Annotated in this window: 12 protein-coding genes; 5 read left to right on the top strand and 7 right to left on the bottom strand. The window is 59.0% G+C overall.

Translation table 11 applies throughout. The features are described 5' to 3' along the window. Window positions 1-95: 95 nt before the first annotated feature. From GE543_RS17080 to GE543_RS17055, 5 genes are all read right to left on the bottom strand, one after another. A complete protein-coding gene (locus tag GE543_RS17080) occupies window positions 96-1022 on the bottom strand; it encodes a glutamate/aspartate ABC transporter substrate-binding protein (RefSeq protein WP_153221953.1) in 927 nt (308 codons plus the stop codon). Between the two features lie 346 nt (window positions 1023-1368). Then, window positions 1369-2907 carry a glycerol-3-phosphate dehydrogenase gene (gene glpD / locus GE543_RS17075; protein ID WP_003412931.1) on the bottom strand — a complete coding sequence of 513 codons (1539 nt, stop codon included), beginning with the start codon at window positions 2905-2907 and terminating at the stop codon, window positions 1369-1371. A 492-nt stretch (window positions 2908-3399) separates the two neighbouring features. After that, window positions 3400-4155 (bottom strand): DeoR/GlpR family transcriptional regulator, encoded by a 756-nt coding sequence (locus GE543_RS17065; RefSeq protein ID WP_003363617.1) that lies wholly within the window; start codon window positions 4153-4155, stop codon window positions 3400-3402. A 99-nt stretch (window positions 4156-4254) separates the two neighbouring features. Further along, a complete protein-coding gene (glpK, locus tag GE543_RS17060) occupies window positions 4255-5760 on the bottom strand; it encodes a glycerol kinase GlpK (protein ID WP_003405430.1) in 1506 nt (501 codons plus the stop codon). A gap of 60 nt (window positions 5761-5820) precedes the next feature. Further along, window positions 5821-6678, bottom strand: coding sequence for an MIP/aquaporin family protein (locus tag GE543_RS17055; RefSeq protein WP_003418519.1), 858 nt, complete (start codon window positions 6676-6678; stop codon window positions 5821-5823). A gap of 353 nt (window positions 6679-7031) precedes the next feature. Here GE543_RS17055 and ybaK point away from each other — a divergent pair, with 353 nt between their 5' ends. Then, window positions 7032-7502 carry a Cys-tRNA(Pro) deacylase gene (gene ybaK, locus GE543_RS17050; RefSeq protein ID WP_153221952.1) on the top strand — a complete coding sequence of 157 codons (471 nt, stop codon included), beginning with the start codon at window positions 7032-7034 and terminating at the stop codon, window positions 7500-7502. An 8-nt stretch (window positions 7503-7510) separates the two neighbouring features. Here ybaK and GE543_RS17045 read toward each other — a convergent pair whose 3' ends face one another. Both GE543_RS17045 and argF read right to left on the bottom strand, forming a co-directional pair. After that, window positions 7511-8584 (bottom strand): ABC transporter ATP-binding protein, encoded by a 1074-nt coding sequence (locus GE543_RS17045; RefSeq protein WP_153221951.1) that lies wholly within the window; start codon window positions 8582-8584, stop codon window positions 7511-7513. Next, a complete protein-coding gene (gene argF, locus GE543_RS17040; RefSeq protein WP_153221950.1) occupies window positions 8581-9501 on the bottom strand; it encodes an ornithine carbamoyltransferase in 921 nt (306 codons plus the stop codon). The genes GE543_RS17045 and argF overlap by 4 nt, the downstream gene beginning before the upstream one ends. Window positions 9502-9953: 452 nt before the next feature. On the opposite strand from argF, the gene GE543_RS17035 reads away from it, so the two are divergent. The 4 genes from GE543_RS17035 to GE543_RS17020 form a co-directional block, all read left to right on the top strand. Beyond that, window positions 9954-10247, top strand: a complete 294-nt coding sequence (locus GE543_RS17035; RefSeq protein ID WP_003405437.1) for a hypothetical protein — start codon at window positions 9954-9956, stop codon at window positions 10245-10247. A gap of 320 nt (window positions 10248-10567) precedes the next feature. Further along, the gene (locus GE543_RS17030) at window positions 10568-12346 is read left to right on the top strand and encodes a ShlB/FhaC/HecB family hemolysin secretion/activation protein (RefSeq protein ID WP_256664773.1); all 1779 of its coding nucleotides are present in this window, start codon (window positions 10568-10570) and stop codon (window positions 12344-12346) included. 9 nt (window positions 12347-12355) lie between these two features. Further along, window positions 12356-12895: a toxin-activating lysine-acyltransferase gene (locus tag GE543_RS17025; protein WP_153221949.1), complete on the top strand. Its 540-nt coding sequence runs from the start codon at window positions 12356-12358 to the stop codon at window positions 12893-12895. Window positions 12896-12935: 40 nt separating this feature from the next. After that, the coding region (locus GE543_RS17020; protein ID WP_153221948.1) for a hemagglutinin repeat-containing protein at window positions 12936-19677 on the top strand (6742 nt) is incomplete at its 3' end.

Raw genomic sequence — 19677 nt, 5'->3', positions numbered from 1 at the left:
TGCACGCACTGTCGGACTTCGAGAGTGATGGGCCGGTCCCGAACAGTTTTTGCCTGCTCGGGATGCGATCAGTTCAGGCTGGCTGAACCGGGCACTCAGGCTTTCTTGTCGTCAGCTTTGTCGTCAGCAGCTTTGTCGGTCGGGTTCTCGATCAGCTTCTTGAGTTCGGCGCTCATCGGGAACTCCAGATTCAGATTTTTAGGCGGGACAGGGGACATGAACCACCTGGTGTAGATCTTGTTGATTTCGCCGGATTTGAAGGTGGCAGCAATTGCGTCATCCACTGCCTTCTTGAACGGGGCATCGCCCTTGCGAACCATGCAGCCGTAGATCTCGTAGGATTGTGCTTTGCCGGTCACTGCCCAGTCGTCCGGCTTTTTGGCCTTGGCCATTTCGCCTGCCAGCAGCGCGTCGTCCATCATGAAGGCGACTGCACGGCCGGACTCGAGCATCTGGAAGGATTCACCGTGGTCTTTGGCGGAGATCACGTTCATGCCCATCTGCTCGTCAGCGTTCATCGCCTTGAGGATGCGCTCGGAAGTGGTGCCAGCCGTGGTGACGACGTTTTTGCCTTTCAGGTCTTCGAAATCCTTGTAGCTGGAATCCTTTTTCGACAGCAGGCGCGTGCCGACCTCAAAGATGCCGATGGAAAAATCGACCTGCTGCTGACGCTCGACATTGTTGGTGGTCGAGCCACATTCCACATCGACGGTGCCGTTCTGAACCAGCGGGATACGGGTCTGCGAAGTCACCAGGTTGTACTTGACCTTGAGGTCAGGCATGTCCAGGTCTTTCTTGATAGCTTCGACAATTTTCAGCTGGATATCGTGGGAGTAGCCCATCGGCACGCCAGAGGCATCAGCGATGTAGGAAAACGGGATGGAGGCGTCACGATGGCCCAGCGTGATGGTGCCGGATTCCTTGATTTTCTTCAGAGTGCCAGTGAGTTCGGCGGCGAAAACCGGCGTGCTGATCAGAGCGGCAGCGATGGCTGCGCCCAACAGGTGGGGAACGATGCGCATGGTTGAGTCCTTGATTTCATTTTTATTGATGGGGCCGTAATCAGAGTCGGCCCGCTTCTTGGCGAATGCTTCAACGGCGTCCACATCCAGACACACGCTCTTGTCGAAACGCTCGGTTCAGAATGTAGAGCATGAGTCGTGCCAAGCAGTTTTAAGAATTCAACATGCTGATTTAAAAGGGATTTTTTGAGGTTGGCTGTAGTGTCGCGGACCAAGGCGTCCGGGAAGCCGAATAAGGCGGGGTCGATTGTTCGGAAAACCGAATGGAATGGAGTGCGCGGGAGGAGGGCAGCAAGGAGGGAAACCTGTTCACCGCACGATGGGTGAACAGGTTGCAGGCGTATTATCAGGCAGCTTCGAAAGAAGCTTTATTGCGCACGACTGTTTCCAGGTAGCTGCTCACGGCGGCCTGTTCCTCAGGCGTCGTGAACAGGCCGAGCTTGGTGCGGCGCCACAGGATGTCTTCGATGCTGGTCGCCCATTCCTGGTCGCACAGGTAGTCGACCTCGCGGGTATACAGGCCTGCCCCCAGATGCTGACCAAGGTCTTCCAGGCTTTGCGCGCCCTCCAGCAAGCGCCAGCTGCGGCTGCCGTAGGTAATCGACCAGCGCTTGGCGATAGGCGCGGGCAGCCAGCTGCAGCGACGGGTCATTTCTGTTGCCAGCGCTTCGGCGGTGGTCATGTCTTCGCCACCCGGCAGGGCAGCCTTGGCCGTCCAGCTTGGCTTCATCTGTTTGAAGAACGGTGCCAACTGCGCCATCGCCGACTCGGCCAGTTTGCGATAGGTGGTCAGCTTGCCGCCGAACACCGACAGAATCGGCGCTTCGTCTGCACCGCCTGACAACGAAAGCGTGTAGTCACGGGTGATGGCAGACGGATTATCGGACTCGTCATTGCACAACGGGCGCACGCCCGAGAACGTGTGGAGCACGTCTGCGCGACTCAACTGTTTCTTGAAGTGGTCGTTGGCCACTTTCAGCACGTAATCCATCTCGCCTTCAGTGATATCCACCTTGTTCGGATCGCCCTGATACTCACGGTCGGTGGTGCCGACGATGGTGAAGTGCTCCAGGTACGGAATCGTGAACACGATGCGCTTGTCTTCGTTCTGCAGAATGAACGCGTGCTCACCTTCGTACAGTTTCGGTACGATCAGGTGACTGCCTTGAATCAGGCGGATGCCGTAAGCCGAGTCGAGCTTGAGGTCTTCACGGATGAACTTGGCCACCCATGGGCCTGCCGCATTGACCAATGCCTTGGCATGGATCGAGAACAGGCTGCCGTCGCTGCGCTCCAGATGCAGATGCCACATGCCCTTGATACGACGGGCGCTGACACAGCGGGTCTGAGTATGAATGTGCGCACCGTTTTCACGAGCGGACATGGCGTTGAGCACGACCAGACGCGCGTCGTCGACCCAGCAGTCGGAATATTCGAAACCGCGGGTGATGCTTGAGTTGAGCGGGCTGTCTGCACCGAAATGGATGGTTCGGGATGCTGGCAGTTTTTCGCGCTTGCCGAGGTTGTCATAAAGGAACATCCCGGCACGAATCATCCAGGCCGGACGCAGGTGCGGACGATGAGGCAGCACAAAGCGCATTGGCTTGACGATGTGCGGCGCTTTGGCAAGCAGCACTTCGCGTTCTGCCAGGGCTTCACGCACCAGGCGGAACTCGTAGTGCTCCAGATAGCGCAGGCCACCATGGATCAGCTTGCTGCTGGCCGAGGACGTGTGGCTGGCCAGGTCGTCCTTTTCGCACAGAAAAACCGAAAGGCCGCGACCGGAGGCATCCGCTGCGATACCGACACCGTTGATGCCACCGCCAATAACGGCAATGTCGTAGACCTCTGAGAGGGGCGGGGTTGGCACGTTGGTGTGGGGCATTGGTGGCCTCCTGGACAATTCGTGAGCAGTGCTCGAAAGGCGAATCTGAACATTAATGTTCACTTTCGAAAATAATAGCTCAATAAAATGACCCTTGCTAGCGCGTATCGATTGAAAATACTGATGACTGAGTCAGGAAAAGAACAAATATGAACATTGTAGGGCGGGATTTATTGCCGGGAGGAGGGATGCACAGCCTGTACGAAATTGCTCTGGCTCACAGGTCTGCGCTGCATCGCTGAGGCAGCAGAGGACGCAGAGCGTCCGGAACGGCATACCCACGCGGAGCATGGGTACGATGGTGTTCTTGCGTACACCTATCGTTTCTCACGCTCCAGCGTGGAGATGCATGCCGCGCCATACATCCACGAGTCTTGTGGGAGCGAGCTTGCTCGCGAAGAGGCCGGTACAGACTCCAGAAAATAGGGCGCTCGATGCACCGTCTTCATGAGCACTGCGGGCCGCCGCGCGAACACAACCCGCGCCTGACAATCACACCACTTCCAGACGAATCTTGTGCTGATTCAGCAACTGCTGCAGGGCAGGGACGGGGGGCTGGTCGGTGACCAGGCAATCAATGAGGGTGATCGGCCCCAGACGGACCATGGCGTTGCGTCCGAACTTGCTGGAGTCAGCCGCCAGCAGCACTTTGCGAGCGTTGGCGATGATCGCCTGGGACACCCGCACTTCCTGGTAATCGAAATCCAGCAGGCTGCCGTCTTCGTCGATGCCACTGATGCCCACCAAGGCAAAGTCCACTTTGAACTGGGTGATGAAGTCGATGCTGCCCTGGCCCACAACGCCGCCATCACGCCGCACATTACCGCCTGCTATCAACACCTCGAAATCATCCTTGGTGCTCAGGATCGACGCCACATGCAGGTTATTGGTAATAATCTTCAGGTTGTTGTGGTTGAGCAACGCACGTGCGATGGATTCGGTGGTGGTACCGATATTGATGAACAACGAGGCGTTGTCCGGGATCTGCGCGGCGATGGCCTCGGCGATCCGTTGTTTTTCGTCGCGCATCTGGTCCGCACGCATGGCGTAGGCGGTATTTTCGATGCTGGAGTCGTAGGCTGCGCCGCCGTGGTAGCGGCGCAACAGGTTCATTTCCGCCAATTGATTGATATCACGGCGAATGGTTTGTGGGGTCACGACGAACAGCGTCGCCATCTCCTCGATGCTGACATAACCACGGTCACGGACCAGTTCGAGGATCTGTTGTTGGCGGGGAGGCAGGTTCATTGTTTTTCCTTGGGCGCCCTCTACAAATGGCGCCCATCATGCCGCAGGAAAGTGCAACCTGTCAGCCGGAATCCTGCTCCCCTCCTTACAACAGCACTGTCACTCTTCGTTTTCGTGCGGTTCCCAGTCACGAGTACGCGCGACTGCTTTCTGCCAGCCTGCGTAAAGTTTTTCGCGATGCGCTTCTTCACAGGACGGCTCGAACACACGCTCTATCACGGCCTTGTTACGCAACTCGTCCAGGCTGCTCCAGAAACCAATCGCCAGACCGGCCAGGAAGGCTGCACCCAGTGCCGTAGTTTCACGCATTTGCGGGCGTTCGACGTGGGTGCCGAGAATGTCTGCCTGGAACTGCATTAGGAAGTTGTTGGCCACTGCACCACCGTCCACACGCAGCGACTTGAGGCGTTCGCCGGAGTCCTGTTGCATAGCGTCGAGCACGTCGCGGGTTTGATAGGCGATGGATTCCAGCGCTGCACGAATGATGTGATCGACTTTCACGCCACGGGTCAGACCGAACAATGCGCCTCGTGCGTAGGGGTCCCAGTAAGGTGCGCCCAGACCCGTGAACGCCGGCACCAGGTACACGCCGTTGCTGTCCTTGACCTTGCCGGCGAAGTATTCGGTGTCCAGCGCGTCGTTGATGAGCTTGAGTTCGTCGCGCAGCCACTGCACGGTCGAGCCACCGTTGAAGACCGCGCCTTCCAGCGCATAGGCCACTTCACCGCGCGGGCCGCAACCGATGGTGGTGAGCATGCCGTGCGCCGATTTCACGGCTTTCTTGCCGGTGTTCATCAGCAGGAAGCAGCCAGTGCCATAGGTGTTCTTGGCCTGGCCGGGTTCGACGCACATCTGGCCGAACAACGCTGCCTGCTGGTCGCCTGCGATACCGGCGATCGGGATGCCGCTCTTGCTGTGGCCGTAAACTTCGGAGGAGGCTTTGACCTCTGGGAGCATCTCGCGCGGGATGTCCAGCACGTCGAGCATGCGCTGATCCCATTCCAGCGTATGGATGTTGAACAGCATGGTCCGCGAGGCGTTGGTGTAGTCGGTGACGTGCACCTTGCCGCCGGTGAATTTCCAGATCAGCCAGGTATCGATGGTGCCGAACATCAGCTCGCCTTTGCGTGCTCGCTCGCGGCTGCCTTCAACGTTGTCCAGGATCCACTTGACCTTGGAGCCGGAGAAGTACGGGTCAATCACCAGACCTGTGGTGTCCTTGATGTACTCCTCAAGACCATCGCGCTTGAGCTGCTGGCAGATCTCGGTGCTGCGGCGGCACTGCCAGACGATGGCGTTGTAGATCGGGCGGCCGGTGTCGCGTTCCCAGATGACGGTCGTTTCACGCTGGTTGGTGATGCCGATAGCGGCGATCTGGTTGTGGTGCAGATCGGCTTGTGCCAGTGCCTTGGTCATGCACGCCGTCTGGGTGGCGAAGATTTCCATCGGGTCGTGTTCGACCCAGCCTGCCTGCGGGTAATGCTGGACGAATTCGCTTTGGGCAGTGCTCACCACGTTGGCGTCGCGGTCGAAGATGATGGCGCGCGAGCTGGTGGTGCCCTGGTCAAGAGCAATGATGTAGTTCTTGTTCTGTGTGTCAGTCATGTCGATTGCCTTGCATTATTGGGTGGGATTCAGTTGTGTGAGTTTCAAATTGAGTGACATTCAAGATGAAACCTGAACTTTGCCGCGAACCACAGGAGCCTCTTTTTCATTTTCAACAGGAGCGGCGCTTGGCAGATGACGCGCAATCAATGCGCGGTAGCCAGCAGCACCAAGGCAGGCACCCAGAATGGGCGCAAAAATCGGAACCAGGAAATAAGGAATGTCGCGACCGCCGGTGAAGGCCATTTCACCCCAGCCAGCGAAGAACGTCATCAGCTTCGGACCGAAGTCGCGCGCCGGGTTCATGGCGAAACCGGTCAGCGGGCCCATCGAACTGCCGATCACGGCTACCAGCAGGCCGATCAGCAAGGGTGCCAGCGGGCCGCGCGGCAAACCATTGCTGTCATCGCCCAAGGCCATGATCACACCCATCAGAATGGTGGTGATGACCACTTCGACCAGAAAGGCCTGACCGACCGAAATGGCCGGGTTGGGATACGTCGAGAACACCGAGGCCAGTTCAAGACTCTGCTCGCTGCCGCGAACGATGTGGTGAGCATGTTCGAAGTCGAAAAAAAGGCTGATGTACAGCAGGTACACCAGACCCGCTCCGCAGAACGCGCCCGCGATTTGCGCCGAGATATAAAAGGGCAATTTACGTTTTTCAAAACCGGCGAACAGACTCAGCGCGATGCTGACGGCCGGGTTGAGGTGGGCACCCGAAATGCCGGCGCTGAGGTAGATCCCCATGCTGACGGCAATGCCCCAGATGATGCTGATTTCCCAAAGGCCGAAGGTGGCTCCCGCGACCTTGAGCGCTGCAACGCATCCTGTGCCGAAAAAAATCATCAGGGCGGTGCCAAGAAATTCAGCCACACATTGCCCGGTGAGCGTCGGTTGTTTCAGTGCGATGGACATGGATACCTCATTTTTTGTTTTTGTCTCGGCACCCTGAGACAGGTGTGGGTGCTCGTTATTCGTGCGTCTCAGAAAAAACCCCATTTCTGATCGCCGTTGCGAGTTATACCGAAAAATCGCTTTCGATAATATTCGTAAACGAAAAAATATAGACAAGAAACAACGCTGTCAAAGGTCGGAACCGAACGGTCAGTAAATCGCCAGGACCCCGCAAGGACCCGGCAAGACCGCTTTATACCGGGGAATTCAGGCTGTTGCCAAAAGGCCATCAGTGTCGCAGGTGGCGTGAATCAAGGCATGTTCACTTTACTTCGCTTAAAGTGATGGGCATTCGGAACCTTTTGGAGCGCTGCATGACACCCGCACTGGATTTGCTGAAAAAAAATCGCGCCGAACATCGCATTCACAGTTATGAACATGATCCGAAAGCGCCGTCATATGGACTGGAGGCAGCGGAAAAGCTGGGTCTGGAGCCTGCACAGGTTTTCAAGACGCTGCTCGCCAGTACCGAAAAAGGCGAGTTACTGGTCGCCGTCGTGCCGGTCGTCGGAACACTTGATCTAAAGGCGCTGGCGCAGGCTGCCGGGGCGAAAAAAACCGAAATGGCTGACCCTGCGGCGGCGCAACGTTCGACGGGTTACCTGTTGGGTGGCATCAGTCCCTTGGGCCAGAAAAAGCGTCTGCGCACCTTTATCGACGAAACTGCCCAGCGCTTTGACAGCATTTATGTCAGTGCCGGGAGGAGGGGACTTGAGGTCGAGCTGTCGCCAGCGGTGCTGGCTGAACATACCCAGGCCAGGTTCGCCCTGATCGGCAGGGAATAACCTGCGCCTCAGTTATTGAGCGTATGCAAGGCCACGCTGCCGGGCGCCGGGAACAGCACCAGATGGTCTGCTGCCACACGAATACCGACTTCCTCACCCTGGCCATGGTCGGCATGGCTGGGGAAAATGGCTTCCAGCTGACTGCCGGTCGACAGTTGCAGGCGATACAGCGTCGAGGCGCCTTGAAAGGTTCGGCCGATGACCCGTGCTTTCAGGTCGCTGTGCGGCGCGTAGACGATATCGTCAGGACGTAGCAAGACATCCACGGCGGCGCCACTGACGCCCGGGTATGCCCGGTTGCCGCGCAGTACGCCGAGTTCGGTATGCACCGATTGCGGGTCCATCATCTGCCCGCGAATGAAATAGCCCTGGCCGATGAAGCTGGCAACGAATGGCGTGCGCGGCTCGTGGTAGAGATTGTAAGGCGTGTCCCACTGTTCCAGGCGTCCCTCCTTGAATACGCCTACGTGATCGCTGACGGCAAAAGCCTCTTCCTGATCATGAGTCACCAGAATCGCGCTGGTGCCACGCGCCTTGAGAATATCGCGCACCTCATGGCTCAGGCGCCGACGCAACTCGCCGTCCAGGTTGGAGAACGGCTCGTCGAGCAACAGCAGTTGTGGCTCGGGTGCCAAGGCTCTGGCCAGCGCCACTCGCTGTTGCTGCCCACCGGACAGCTCGTGAGGATAGCGCTTGCCCAGCGCGCCGAGGTTGACCAGTTCAAGCAACTCGGCGATCACCTGATCCAGGCGCGGGTGGTTGCGAATGCCGAATGCGATGTTTTCAGCGACACTCAGGTGCGGGAATAGCGCGTAATCCTGAAACACCATACCGATGCGGCGTTTCTCCGGCGGCAGGCTCCAGCCCGGACGGGAGATCACTTCTCCCGCCAGGGTGATCTCGCCTGCATGGATCGGTTCGAAACCGGCAATGGCGCGCAGTGTGGTGGTCTTGCCGCAGCCCGACGAGCCCAGCAGGCAGCCGATATCACCCGCGTTGAGGTGCAGGTTCAAATCCTGCACCACGCGCTGGTTCTGATAGCCGCAAGCGAGGTTGCGCAGATTCAGCAGCAACGGGTTCATGCGGGCTTGCAGGCCGGCGCGACGAGAAACTCCAGCAACGCTTTCTGCGCGTGCAGGCGATTTTCTGCCTGATCCCAGGCGACCGAGCGTGAATCATCCAGCAGGTCGACACTGATTTCTTCGCCGCGATGAGCAGGCAGGCAGTGCATGAACAGAACATCCTTGTCAGCCAGGTCGAGCAGGGCGCGCGTGACCTGAAAGGGCGCGAACAACTTCTTGCGCCGGGCGGTTTCCTCTTCCTGTCCCATGGAAGTCCACACATCGGTGCTGACCAGATGGGCGCCGGCAACTGCGGCTTTCGGATCGCGGACCACAGTGACACGATCGCCAGCCAATGCCAGAAACTCGGCGTTTGGCTCGTAGCCGGCAGGGCAGGCCACACGCAACTGGAAGTCGAATTGAATCGCCGCTTCTATATAGCTGTTGCACATGTTGTTGCCATCGCCGATCCAGGCGACGGTCTTGCCCTTGATCGAGCCGCGATGCTCCAGGAAGGTCTGCATGTCGGCGAGCAACTGGCACGGGTGCAGATCATCGGACAGGCCGTTGATGACCGGCACGCGTGAATTGGCGGCGAATTCGGTCAGATTGCTGTGCGCATAAGTACGGATCATGACCGCATCCAGCATGCGCGACATCACTTTTGCACTGTCGGCAATCGGCTCTCCACGTCCCAACTGGGTGTCTCGATGCGACAAAAAGATGGCCTGGCCACCGAGCTGAATCATCCCTGCTTCAAAAGAAAGACGGGTACGTGTCGAGGATTTCTCGAAAATCATCCCCAATACCCGGTTCTTCAGCGGTTCAAAAAGTACACCGCGATTTCGCAGGTCTTTAAGCTCTACGCCACGACGGATCAAGCCCAAGAGTTCATCCGGGGTGTAATCCATCATCGAGAGAAAGTGCCTGGCGTTCATGATTAACTACCTTTTCTGCAACAGACCGCAGGTTATCAAAGCCGGTTTTTATCGATAAAACGGGCGAGACCTGCGGCGGAAGCCGCACGGGGCGACGAATAAGAAAGGCGCGATAGTATAAAAAAATGTCGCGTCTTACCAATAGCATGCGTTTTTCTGAAACATGTGTACGACTGCGTCCCGGATAGAGGGGACGCCGTTATTCTGTGTTGACGGGGCAAAAACTGGCTACGCTGAGAAGGTTGATAGCCATCTGCACGTTTTCCGAAGGCAGCATTTGTACACTGCCCAAATAGCGCTTGGCAATTAGTACCAATCCTGTAACAGTCCACGTTTGCGCGGGCGTTGCCTGATGGGATGCGCTTCACGGGCTTGAAACAAGGACCGTTTCTTTAATCCCGGACGTGGGTTATAAATCGTTGCCGATACATTACTGATCAAGGGGTGGGGGAATGGACTCAAAAGAGCATCAATTAACGGAGTTGCTCGGGCTCACCGCCCGCACGCTTACCCATCTGACAGCTTCGATGACCTCGATGTCTTTCGAGCTGCTGCGCAGCGAGGACGAAGTCACGCGTACGGCGGGGCGGCGCATGATCGATCGCATGGCCACCATCAGCTCAGGCCTCGACGAGCACTGGCGCCTGATCGGCGATCTGACCGGCGTCCACCTGGCGCAGGAACAGATCGAAACCGTGGCTGAAATCCAGCAACAGCGCAAGGTCGTCACGCCTATCGGCGGTTGATTCGGCAAGGGGCTGCTACAGCTTCAGCCCCGGTCGCTGCGGTACGGAACATGGCGTGGGCCGCACTCTCTATCTGCCTTGAACGCGCGCTCCAGCCAGCCTGGACGTGTGAAAGTTGTCACATTCTTTGAACTTTGTAACAAATTGCTTACTCACTGCGAAACTTTTGCCACCTTCCGCTATCTGAAATCTCCGACGCCATGTAGGAAAGTTCTTTTTCTGCACGTCAAAATCATTACGTATTTCTAATTCTGTCAGTGCTACTGCCGTTCCAGGCGGGGCACTTATTGCGCCTCTGATTCTGTCCACAAGGATGTGAAATGCACCCGGATGCTCGTTGCCTGTCGCTCAAGCCAAGCCCCGCTCGACGTTTTGTGGAGGTGATACGTTTGTCATCCGTGAATACCAGGCATATCGCGCTGGCACTGGCCGTCTGGAGCTTGCTGGCGAGCACAGTCGCTCACGCTGCAGGCCCCGAAGAAGAGCTGCTGCGCCAGCAGGATCGCGAGCGCGCGTTGCGTGATCAGTTGGAAACACGCCCCGATGTGCGCTTGCAGTCGCCAACGCTCGACGAAGGTGGCTCACGTCTCCCTGCCAAGGAGACGCCCTGCTTTGCGATTGAGGACATTCGCCTGATTGGCGAGGCGTCGGAACAGTTTCAATGGGCACTCAAGGCTGCCAACCCCAAGGATGATCCTGCTGTCGGTCGTTGCCTGGGGGGCGCGGGTATCAACATGACGATGAAGCGCATGCAGAATGCGATCATCGAGGCAGGCTACGTCACGACGCGCGTCCTCGCCGAAGCCCAGGATTTGAACAGTGGTGTTCTGGTACTGACAATAGTGCCCGGGCGCATTCGCGAAATTCGTTTTGCGGAAGGCACCAGTCGTCGCGCCAACCTGTGGAATGCGATGCCCGCCAACCCTGGCGATCTGCTCAACCTGCGTGACATCGAACAGGCGCTGGAAAACTTCAAGCGCGTGCCTACAGCCGAGGCCGATATTCAGATCACGCCAGCCCGCGCAGCAGATGCCAAGCCTGGCGAAAGCGACGTGGTGATCAAATGGAGCCAGCAGTTCCCGGCCCGCGTCAGCCTGTCGCTGGATAACTCAGGCAGCAAGACCACAGGCAAATACCAAGGCAACGTCTCGCTTTCGCTGGACAACCTGCTTTCGCTTAACGATCTGTTCTACGCGAGCCTCAACCACGATCTGGGCGGTGGTGAATCCGGCCGACGTGGCTCCGACGGCAATACGTTTCACTATTCACTGCCATTCGGTTACTGGCAATTGGCGTTCACCACCAGCGAGTACAACTACGAGCAGTCGGTAGCCGGCACCACGCAGACCTACCAGTATCGCGGCGAAAGTCGTAATAACGACCTGCGCCTGTCGCGCCTGTTGTATCGCGATGCGGTGCGCAAGACCACGGCGTGGGGCGGGCTGTGGACGCGTTCTTCGGAAAACTTCATTGATGATACCGAGATCGGCAACCAGGACCGACGCATGGCCGGCTGGCAGTTCGGTCTGGATCATCGCGAGTTCATTGGCGCGTCGATTCTTGACCTGGGGGTCGCCTATCGTCGTGGCACCGGAGCCCATGACTCGCTTGAGGCGCCTGAAGACGCGCTGGGTGCAGGCACATCACGTTCGCAGATCATCACCGCCGACGCCCAGTTGCAAGTGCCATTCACCCTCAGTGACCAGCGCCTGCGCTACATCGGCAGCTGGCGGTCGCAGTGGAACCGGACGCCGCTAGTGCCGCAGGACCGCTTTTCGATCGGCGGACGCTACAGCGTGCGCGGCTTTGACGGGGAAAATATTCTGTCTGCGGATCGCGGCTGGACATTGCGCAACGAACTCGGTCTGGCGCTGGGGCAAACCGGCCAGGAGCTTTACACCGGGATCGACTACGGCGAAGTCAGCGGTCAGGCCAGCGAATTTCTGATCGGTAAACGCCTGGCCGGCGCTGTGATCGGTGTCCGTGGTGGCTACAAAGGCCTGTCTTATGACTGGTCGGTGGGCACGCCTCTGAAGAAACCCGATGGTTTCGAGACGGCCAACGTCACCACGGCTTTTACCGTTATCTGGTCATTCTGAGGTCATGCCATGCGCTTTGAATCGCTAGACATAACGGCCCCTGGCCTGATCGACGAGCCCTGGAACGAAGCCGCGGTACTCGGTTCGGTGACCTGGCTGTGGATGCACTCCAACGCTCATCGCGATGCACCGCTGCACACTTTGCCCACGCTGCTGCTGCCAGCGCTCAAGCATCGTCAGTTCGTACTTGGCAGCGAGGACGGTAAGCCGGTGTGCTACCTGTCCTGGCTTAACCTCGACGAGGCTGCGGAGCAGCGCTATCTCCAGCAATCACCTTTGGCCCTGAGCGAAGCCGACTGGAACTGCGGCGAGCGAATCTGGCTTAACGACTGGGTAGCGCCTTTTGGGCATACCGCCGCGTTGTCACGTGTACTGCACCGCCGGCTGTTCGCCAACAAATGCGGGCGCGCGCTCTATCACCGTGGTGAAGAGCGCGGGCTACGGATCAAGACATTTCAGGGCATTGGTGTGATCCCTGAACAGGCGAAAGCCTGGTTCGCTGCGCACCCGGTCGCCACCGCTATGGCATTCAAGACTTCGCCTTTATAAACGTTAGTTTCGCGGGGCTGGCTCCGCAGATGGAATTGCTATGAACAAGCACCTTTACCGAATCGTTTTCAACAAGGCACGTGGTTTGTTGATGGTCGTGGCGGAGAACGTCGCCAGCCAGGTCAAGGCACCCGGTACTCGCGCCAGCCAAGTGGCGGTAGCGCCCGGCTGCGTAGCGACGCTGGGCGCGCTGCGTTTCGCGTTGATGACTGCGATCGGATTGGTGTCCTTGAGCGCAGGACCGGTCTGGGCCGCTGGCACCATAGTCGCTGATCCCTCTGCCGCAGCCGGCCAGCGTCCGACCGTGATTGAAAGCGCCAATGGCACGCCACAGGTCAATATTCAGACGCCGAGCGCCGCCGGTGTTTCGCGCAATACGTACAACCAGTTCGATGTCGACAACCGTGGAGTTATTCTCAACAACAGCGGGGTGAACTCTCAGACTCAGCTGGGTGGCTGGATCGAAGGCAACGCGGCGCTGGCCAATGGCAACGCGCGGGTCATCCTCAACGAAGTCAACGCCAGCAATCCCAGCCAGCTGCGCGGTTATGTCGAAGTCGCCGGGCAGCGCGCCCAGGTGGTGATCGCCAACCCGGCCGGTATTACCTGCGACGGTTGTGGCTTCATCAACGCCAACCGTGCAACCCTGAGCACCGGTCAGGCGCAATTGGAGAACGGCCGCATCACCGGCTACACGGTGAATCGCGGCGCTATCAACATTCAGGGCAAAGGCCTTGATACCCGTGACGCCGACTACACAGACCTGATCGCCCGCACCGTGCAGGTTAATGCAGGCATCTGGGCCAATGACCTGAAAGTGACTGCCGGACGCAATCAGGTCAACGCCGACAACACGCAGGCCACACCTCAGGCCGGAGCTGATGGCGACAAGCCGACCGTTGCCATTGATGTGGCGCAGCTGGGTGGCATGTATGCCGGGAAGATCATGCTGGTGGGTACTGAATCAGGCGTCGGCATGCGCAATGCCGGGCAGATCGGTGCGATGGCCGGCGAAGTCGTGATCAGCGCCGATGGCAAGCTGCAAAACCAGGGGGCTATCAGCAGTGCAACGACGGCCCTTATCAATGCGACCAGCGTTGATAACAGCGGCTCGCTTTACGCCAAGGGCGACCTTGGACTCATCACCTCCGGCGATATCGATAACAGCGGGACGATAGCCAGCCAGAACAACACTACTGTCACCGGCAAGGCAATTCGCAGTACCAAGGGCTCGGCACTGGCGGCGGGCGCAGCTACGGACGGCAAATTGGGTAGCAGTGGCAACCTCACGGTACAGGCAGCTACTGTCACGGCCCAAGGCCAGAATCTGGCGGCGGGTGACATCAATCTTCAGGCCGATGATCTGGACCTCAGCGGCAGCCAGACTCAAGGTCGCAATGTCACCCTGACCGCCAACAACGGCGACGCCAATCTCAGCGGCAGCAAGGTCGATGCCAGCCAGACACTCATGGCCAGCGCGACGAAAACCTTGCGCACCGACAGCGCCACCGTCAACGCTGACAACCTGCAACTGAACGCAGGCGACTTGTCCAACGTCGGTGGCGAACTGGTGCAGACCGGCGTTGCCGATACCTCGATCAAGGCTGCAGGGACCCTCGATAACCGTAGCGGTCGTATCGCCTCCAACGCTGACAATGCCCGGCTCAGCGCCAGCCATGTCGATAACCGCAGTGGCACTATCGAGCACGCAGGCAAGGGCTCGCTGAATATCCAGGCCAACCGGCTGGATGGCAACGCAGGCAAGATCGCGAGCAACGCCAGTCTGTCGATCAAGGCTGCTGACGCGGTGGTTGATGATGGCCTGACCCAGGGCCAGCAGATCACGCTCGACACCACCAACCTGTCCAACCAGCGTGGTCGCATTCTGCAAACCGGTGCTCAGCCTTTGCAGATCAACGCCAGCCAGCAGTTCGACAATCAGAACGGACAGGTCAGCAGCCCGGGCGCTGTGGCGCTCAACGTCGGTACGCTGAATAACCAGAGTGGCAAAGTCATCGCCACTGACGGCGGCCTGCTGACCGTTACTGCGGGCGATCTGATCGACAACAGCGGCGGTACGCTGGCGGCCAGCGGCACCGCGCAACTGAACGGCGCACGTCTGGAAAATTCCAAAGGCACGGTCAGCGCCGGTGGCGAGCTGCAAGCGCAGTTCAGCCAACTGAACAACATTGGTGGCACGCTGGCGTCGACCCAACGCATGGCGATCATCGCCGGGCAGTTCAACAACACCAATGGTGTGCTGGGTTCGGTGCAGTCCGGCCTTTCGGTCAACGTAAGCAATGGCGCTCTGAACAACAATGGCGGACGCCTGGAAGCCCAGGGTGACATCACTGTTGCAGCTAAGGGTCTGGATAACCGCAGTGGTGTGATCAGCGGTCAGGCACTGGACCTCAACAGCAACGGTAATCTGGCCGACAACAGCGACGGCACACTCGACGCCCGTGCCACCCTGGACCTGCGCAGTGGCGAATTGCGTAACGCTGCCGGCTTGATTCAAGCCAAAGGCAAGCTGTTCATCGACACCGGCAGCCAGGCGCTGAACAACCTGCAATCCGGTACTACCAAAGGCATCAGCGGCCAGGATGCCGTGGAAATCCGTAGCGCCAGCCTCAACAACAGCGCAGGCTTTTTGAGCGCCAAGGGCAACCTGTTGCTCAACGCCAGCGACGTGGCCAACACCGACGGCGGCCAGATCATTGGTGAGAAAACCGTACACATCGAAGGCTCACAGCTGAACAACCGTGGCGGCCAGTTGCAAAGCCTCGGCGACGTCGAGCTGGTGCTGGGTCAGACCCTCAACAATCAGGGTGGGCTGGTCCGCAGTGCGGGCGCGTTGAGCCTGAGCACCGACGTGCTCGACAACAGCGCCACGCAGGGCACCAACCAAGGCCTTGAAGGCCGCAGCACGAGCCTGGCGGTCAACACCCTCAACAACCAGGGCGGTGCCGTACGCACCGATGAAGGTCTGTTGCTGGGCGTGAGCCAGACGCTGAATAACCAGAATGGCCTGATCTCTTCGACCGGCGACCTGACCATCAGCGACCGCGGTACGGCACAGCGTCGCCAGTCTGCAAACAACCTCGACGGTACGCTGATGGCGGGCAAACTGCTGTCGGTCAACAACCTCGACGGCACCTTGATTGCGGGCAAGCTGTTGTCGCTCAACGCGGCTTACTACAGCGGTACTGGCCGAGCCTTGAGCCTGGGTGACATCACGTTCAGGTTGCAGAGCGGCCTTGATTTAAGCGGGCAGATTCAGGCCAACAATAACGTTGATCTGAGCACCGCCGGGGCGCTCAACAACACCGGGCGTTTACTGGCGGGCAAGTCGCTGCTGGTCAGCGCACAGACGCTCGACAACAGCGCCAATGCCGAAATCAGCGCAGGCCAGGTTCGCCTGAACGTCGCTGACACGCTGACCAACCGTGGCCTTATCGATGGCCAGCAGGTGCGCGTGCAGGCCACGACGCTCAACAATCTTGGGACTGCGCGTCTGTATGGTGACCAACTGGCGATTGCCACTACCACATTGAACAACCTCGACGAAAACGGTACTGCGGCCACGCTCGCAGCACGAGAGTCGTTGAACATCGGTGCAGGCACCGTTAACAACCGCGAGCAATCGCTGATTTTCAGTGCTGGCGACCTCGCCATCGGCGGCGGCTTGAGCGCCGCAGATACTGCACAGGGTCGTGCTCAACTGCTGACCAATGCCAGCGCAACGATCGAAGCGCTCGGCAATCTCTCGCTGAACGTACAAAGCGCGCGCAACACCAACGAACATTTCAGCACTCGTGAAGTGGAAGTCAGCCGTACGCCAGAGCAGGAATTTCAGCTCACTGGCTCGACCAATCGCTATCAGGCCAATGAGATTTCCCTGCGTAACGATGAGGTCAATTATCTGGTCACCCCTGAGGGCCAGCGCGACAACTGGAATCGCTACGACTACACCCGCGTAGTCAATGAAACCCAGATTGCCACCTCGGCACCCGCGCAGATACTGTCCGGTGGAACGATGCTGATCAGCGCTGGCGATGTGCTCAACGACAAGAGTCGCATCATTGCCGGTGGGCTATTGCAGGCGGACGTTACCAGTCTGACCAACACCGAACTGTCCGGCCAGCGCACTACGGTCGACAGCGGGACGGTGACCAACTTCTATCGTATCCAGCGCAAGGGTCGCGACCGGCAAGGCTCGAATACGGCGGCTTACACTCCTGCGCCGTTGATCCAGGAGATATCCCTGCAACCAACTGTCTTCGCACAAAACTCTGCCGTCGCTGGCACCGGCACGCAGATCAGCGCGCGCGGGACCCAGGCAGTCGCCCAGCAGATTGCGTCCACCGGCGCGGTGAATGCGCCAGCGGCCAGAACCTTTCAGGTCGCCCCTATCGTGCAGGTCGCTGCGCAAACTACGCAAAACGCCCAAGGCGTCGCCGAACAGATCCGCACCGGTGGCCCGTCTCTTGAGTTGCCCAATAACAGTCTGTTTACCACCAACCCGCAGCCCAGCAGCAGCTACCTGATCGAAACCGATCCGCGCTTTGCCAGTTACCGTACCTGGTTGTCGTCGGATTACATGCTTGAGCGCCTGCAAGTCGACCCGGCCCTGACCCAGCAACGCCTCGGTGACGGTTTCTACGAGCAGAAGCTGATTCGCGAACAGGTCGCGCAACTCACCGGTCGACGCTTCCTTGATGGCTATGCGAATGACGAAGCCCAGTACCGGGCGCTGATCGACAACGCTGTGACCCTCGCCAATCAATGGCAACTGGTGCCTGGCGTCGAGCTGTCCCCCGAGCAGATGGCGCAGCTGACCAGCGATATCGTCTGGCTGGTGCAGAAGAAAGTCACCCTCGCCAATGGCGAAACACGCGACGTGCTGGTGCCTCAGGTCTACGTGCGCGTGCAGGAAAGCGACCTCAACGGCTCTGGCTCGCTGATTGCCGGACAACGCCTGAACCTGAACATCGCAGGCGACCTGGTCAACAGCGGTAGCCTGGCCGGGCGCAGTGTGATGGCGATTACCGCGCAGAACATCGAAAACCTCGGTGGTCGCATCCAGGCTGACAAGGTCTCGCTGACCGCTCGGGAAAACCTCGACAATCTTGGTGGGCTGATCGGCGCTACAGACAGCCTGGCGATCAATGCCGGTCAGAACGTCAATGTCATCTCCAGCAGTCGTGATAGCAGTAGCGCTCAAGGCACTCGTACCAACCTGTCGCGAGTGGCCGGGTTGTTCGTTAGCGGCGCTGGCGGCACCATGGACGTCAACGCGGGCAAAGACCTCAACCTGACCGGCGCTCAGGTGGTCAACGCAGGTACTGGCGGCAGCACATCGTTGCAGGCTGGCAATAACATCAACCTGACGACTGTCGGCGAAGCCCATCAGCAATCGGTTAACTGGAACGGCAGCAACTGGCGCAAGGATGCCAGTCAGACCGAAGTCGGCTCGACCATTCAAGGGCAGGGCGACGTTCGCCTGAGCGCAGCGCAGGACATCAACGCCCGAGGCGCGAGTGTCACCAGCCAGCAAGGTGCGATCATTGCCGACGCCGGGCGCGACGTGAATCTCACTGCTGCGCAAAACACCCAGTTTGCAGATGAGGCGCACAAGTTCAAGGGCAGCAACGGTCTGTTCTCCAGCAAGACCACCACCACACGTGACACTGTCAACCAGACTCAGGCGCAGGGCTCGACGCTGAGTGGCGAGCAAACCTATGTCCAGGCCGGTCGCGACATTAACGTCAGCGGCAGCAACGTGGTGTCTACCAACCAGACCATTCTGGCGGCTGACAACAACATCAACATCGAAGCCGCGACCGAGAGCAGCAGCGAACGTCATGACAAGTCGGTGAAGAAAAGCGGCCTGTTCAGCGGTGGCGGCATTGCACTGACGCTCGGCACTCAGCAGCAAAGCGTCAAGGACCTCACCACCAGCCAGACGGCAGCGGCGAGTACGGTGGGCTCGACCAAGGGCGATGTGCTGATCGAAGCGGGCAAAGGCTACCGCCAGGTGGGCAGCCAGGTTAGCGCGCCTGAAGGCAGCGTCGACATCACCGGGCAAACCATCAATGTCGTCGAGGCACGTAACAGCAGCAAGCGCGAACGCGAAACGCTGTTCAAGCAGACCGGTTTTACCCTGACCGTGACCAACCCGGTCATCAGCGCCATCCAGACCACTCAACAGATGAAGCATGCGTCGGAGAACACCGACGACGGGCGCATGAAAGCGCTGGCGGCAGCAACGGTACTGCTGGGCGGTAACAACGCCGCCACGGCGGTGGCAATGAACCCCGACATGGCGGGCGGCCTCAACATCAGCCTGTCACTGGGCACCAAAAAGAATGAAAGCAAAACCACCCAGACCAGCGACAGCGCCGCCGGATCGACCATCACCGCCGGTCAAGATGTGCGTCTGCGCGCGACCGGCGCAGGTGCAGACAGCGACATCACGGTACAAGGCAGCCAGATCAAGGCCGGGCGTGACGCCAGCCTGATGGCCGACGGCGACATCAACCTGCTGGCCGCCAACAACACCAGCCAACAAAACACCGACAGCAAAGGCAGCAGCGCCAGCGTGGGTATCGGCTTCTCGCTGGGCGGCACCAAAAACGGCTTTACCCTGGACTTGGGTGTCACCGGCAATAAGGGCCAGGCCGACGGTGACGAGCTGACCCATACCAACACCAAAGTGGAAGCTGGCAACCAGTTGCTGCTGGCGTCTGGCGGGGACACGCAGATCAAAGGCGCGGTGGCGA

It is taken from the genome of Pseudomonas sp. SZ57 (assembly GCF_009495975.1).
Classification (GTDB): Bacteria; Pseudomonadota; Gammaproteobacteria; order Pseudomonadales; family Pseudomonadaceae; genus Aquipseudomonas; species Aquipseudomonas syringae.
Note: the sequence above shows the minus strand (reverse complement) of the source record. Positions and strands in the feature narration are given on the sequence as shown.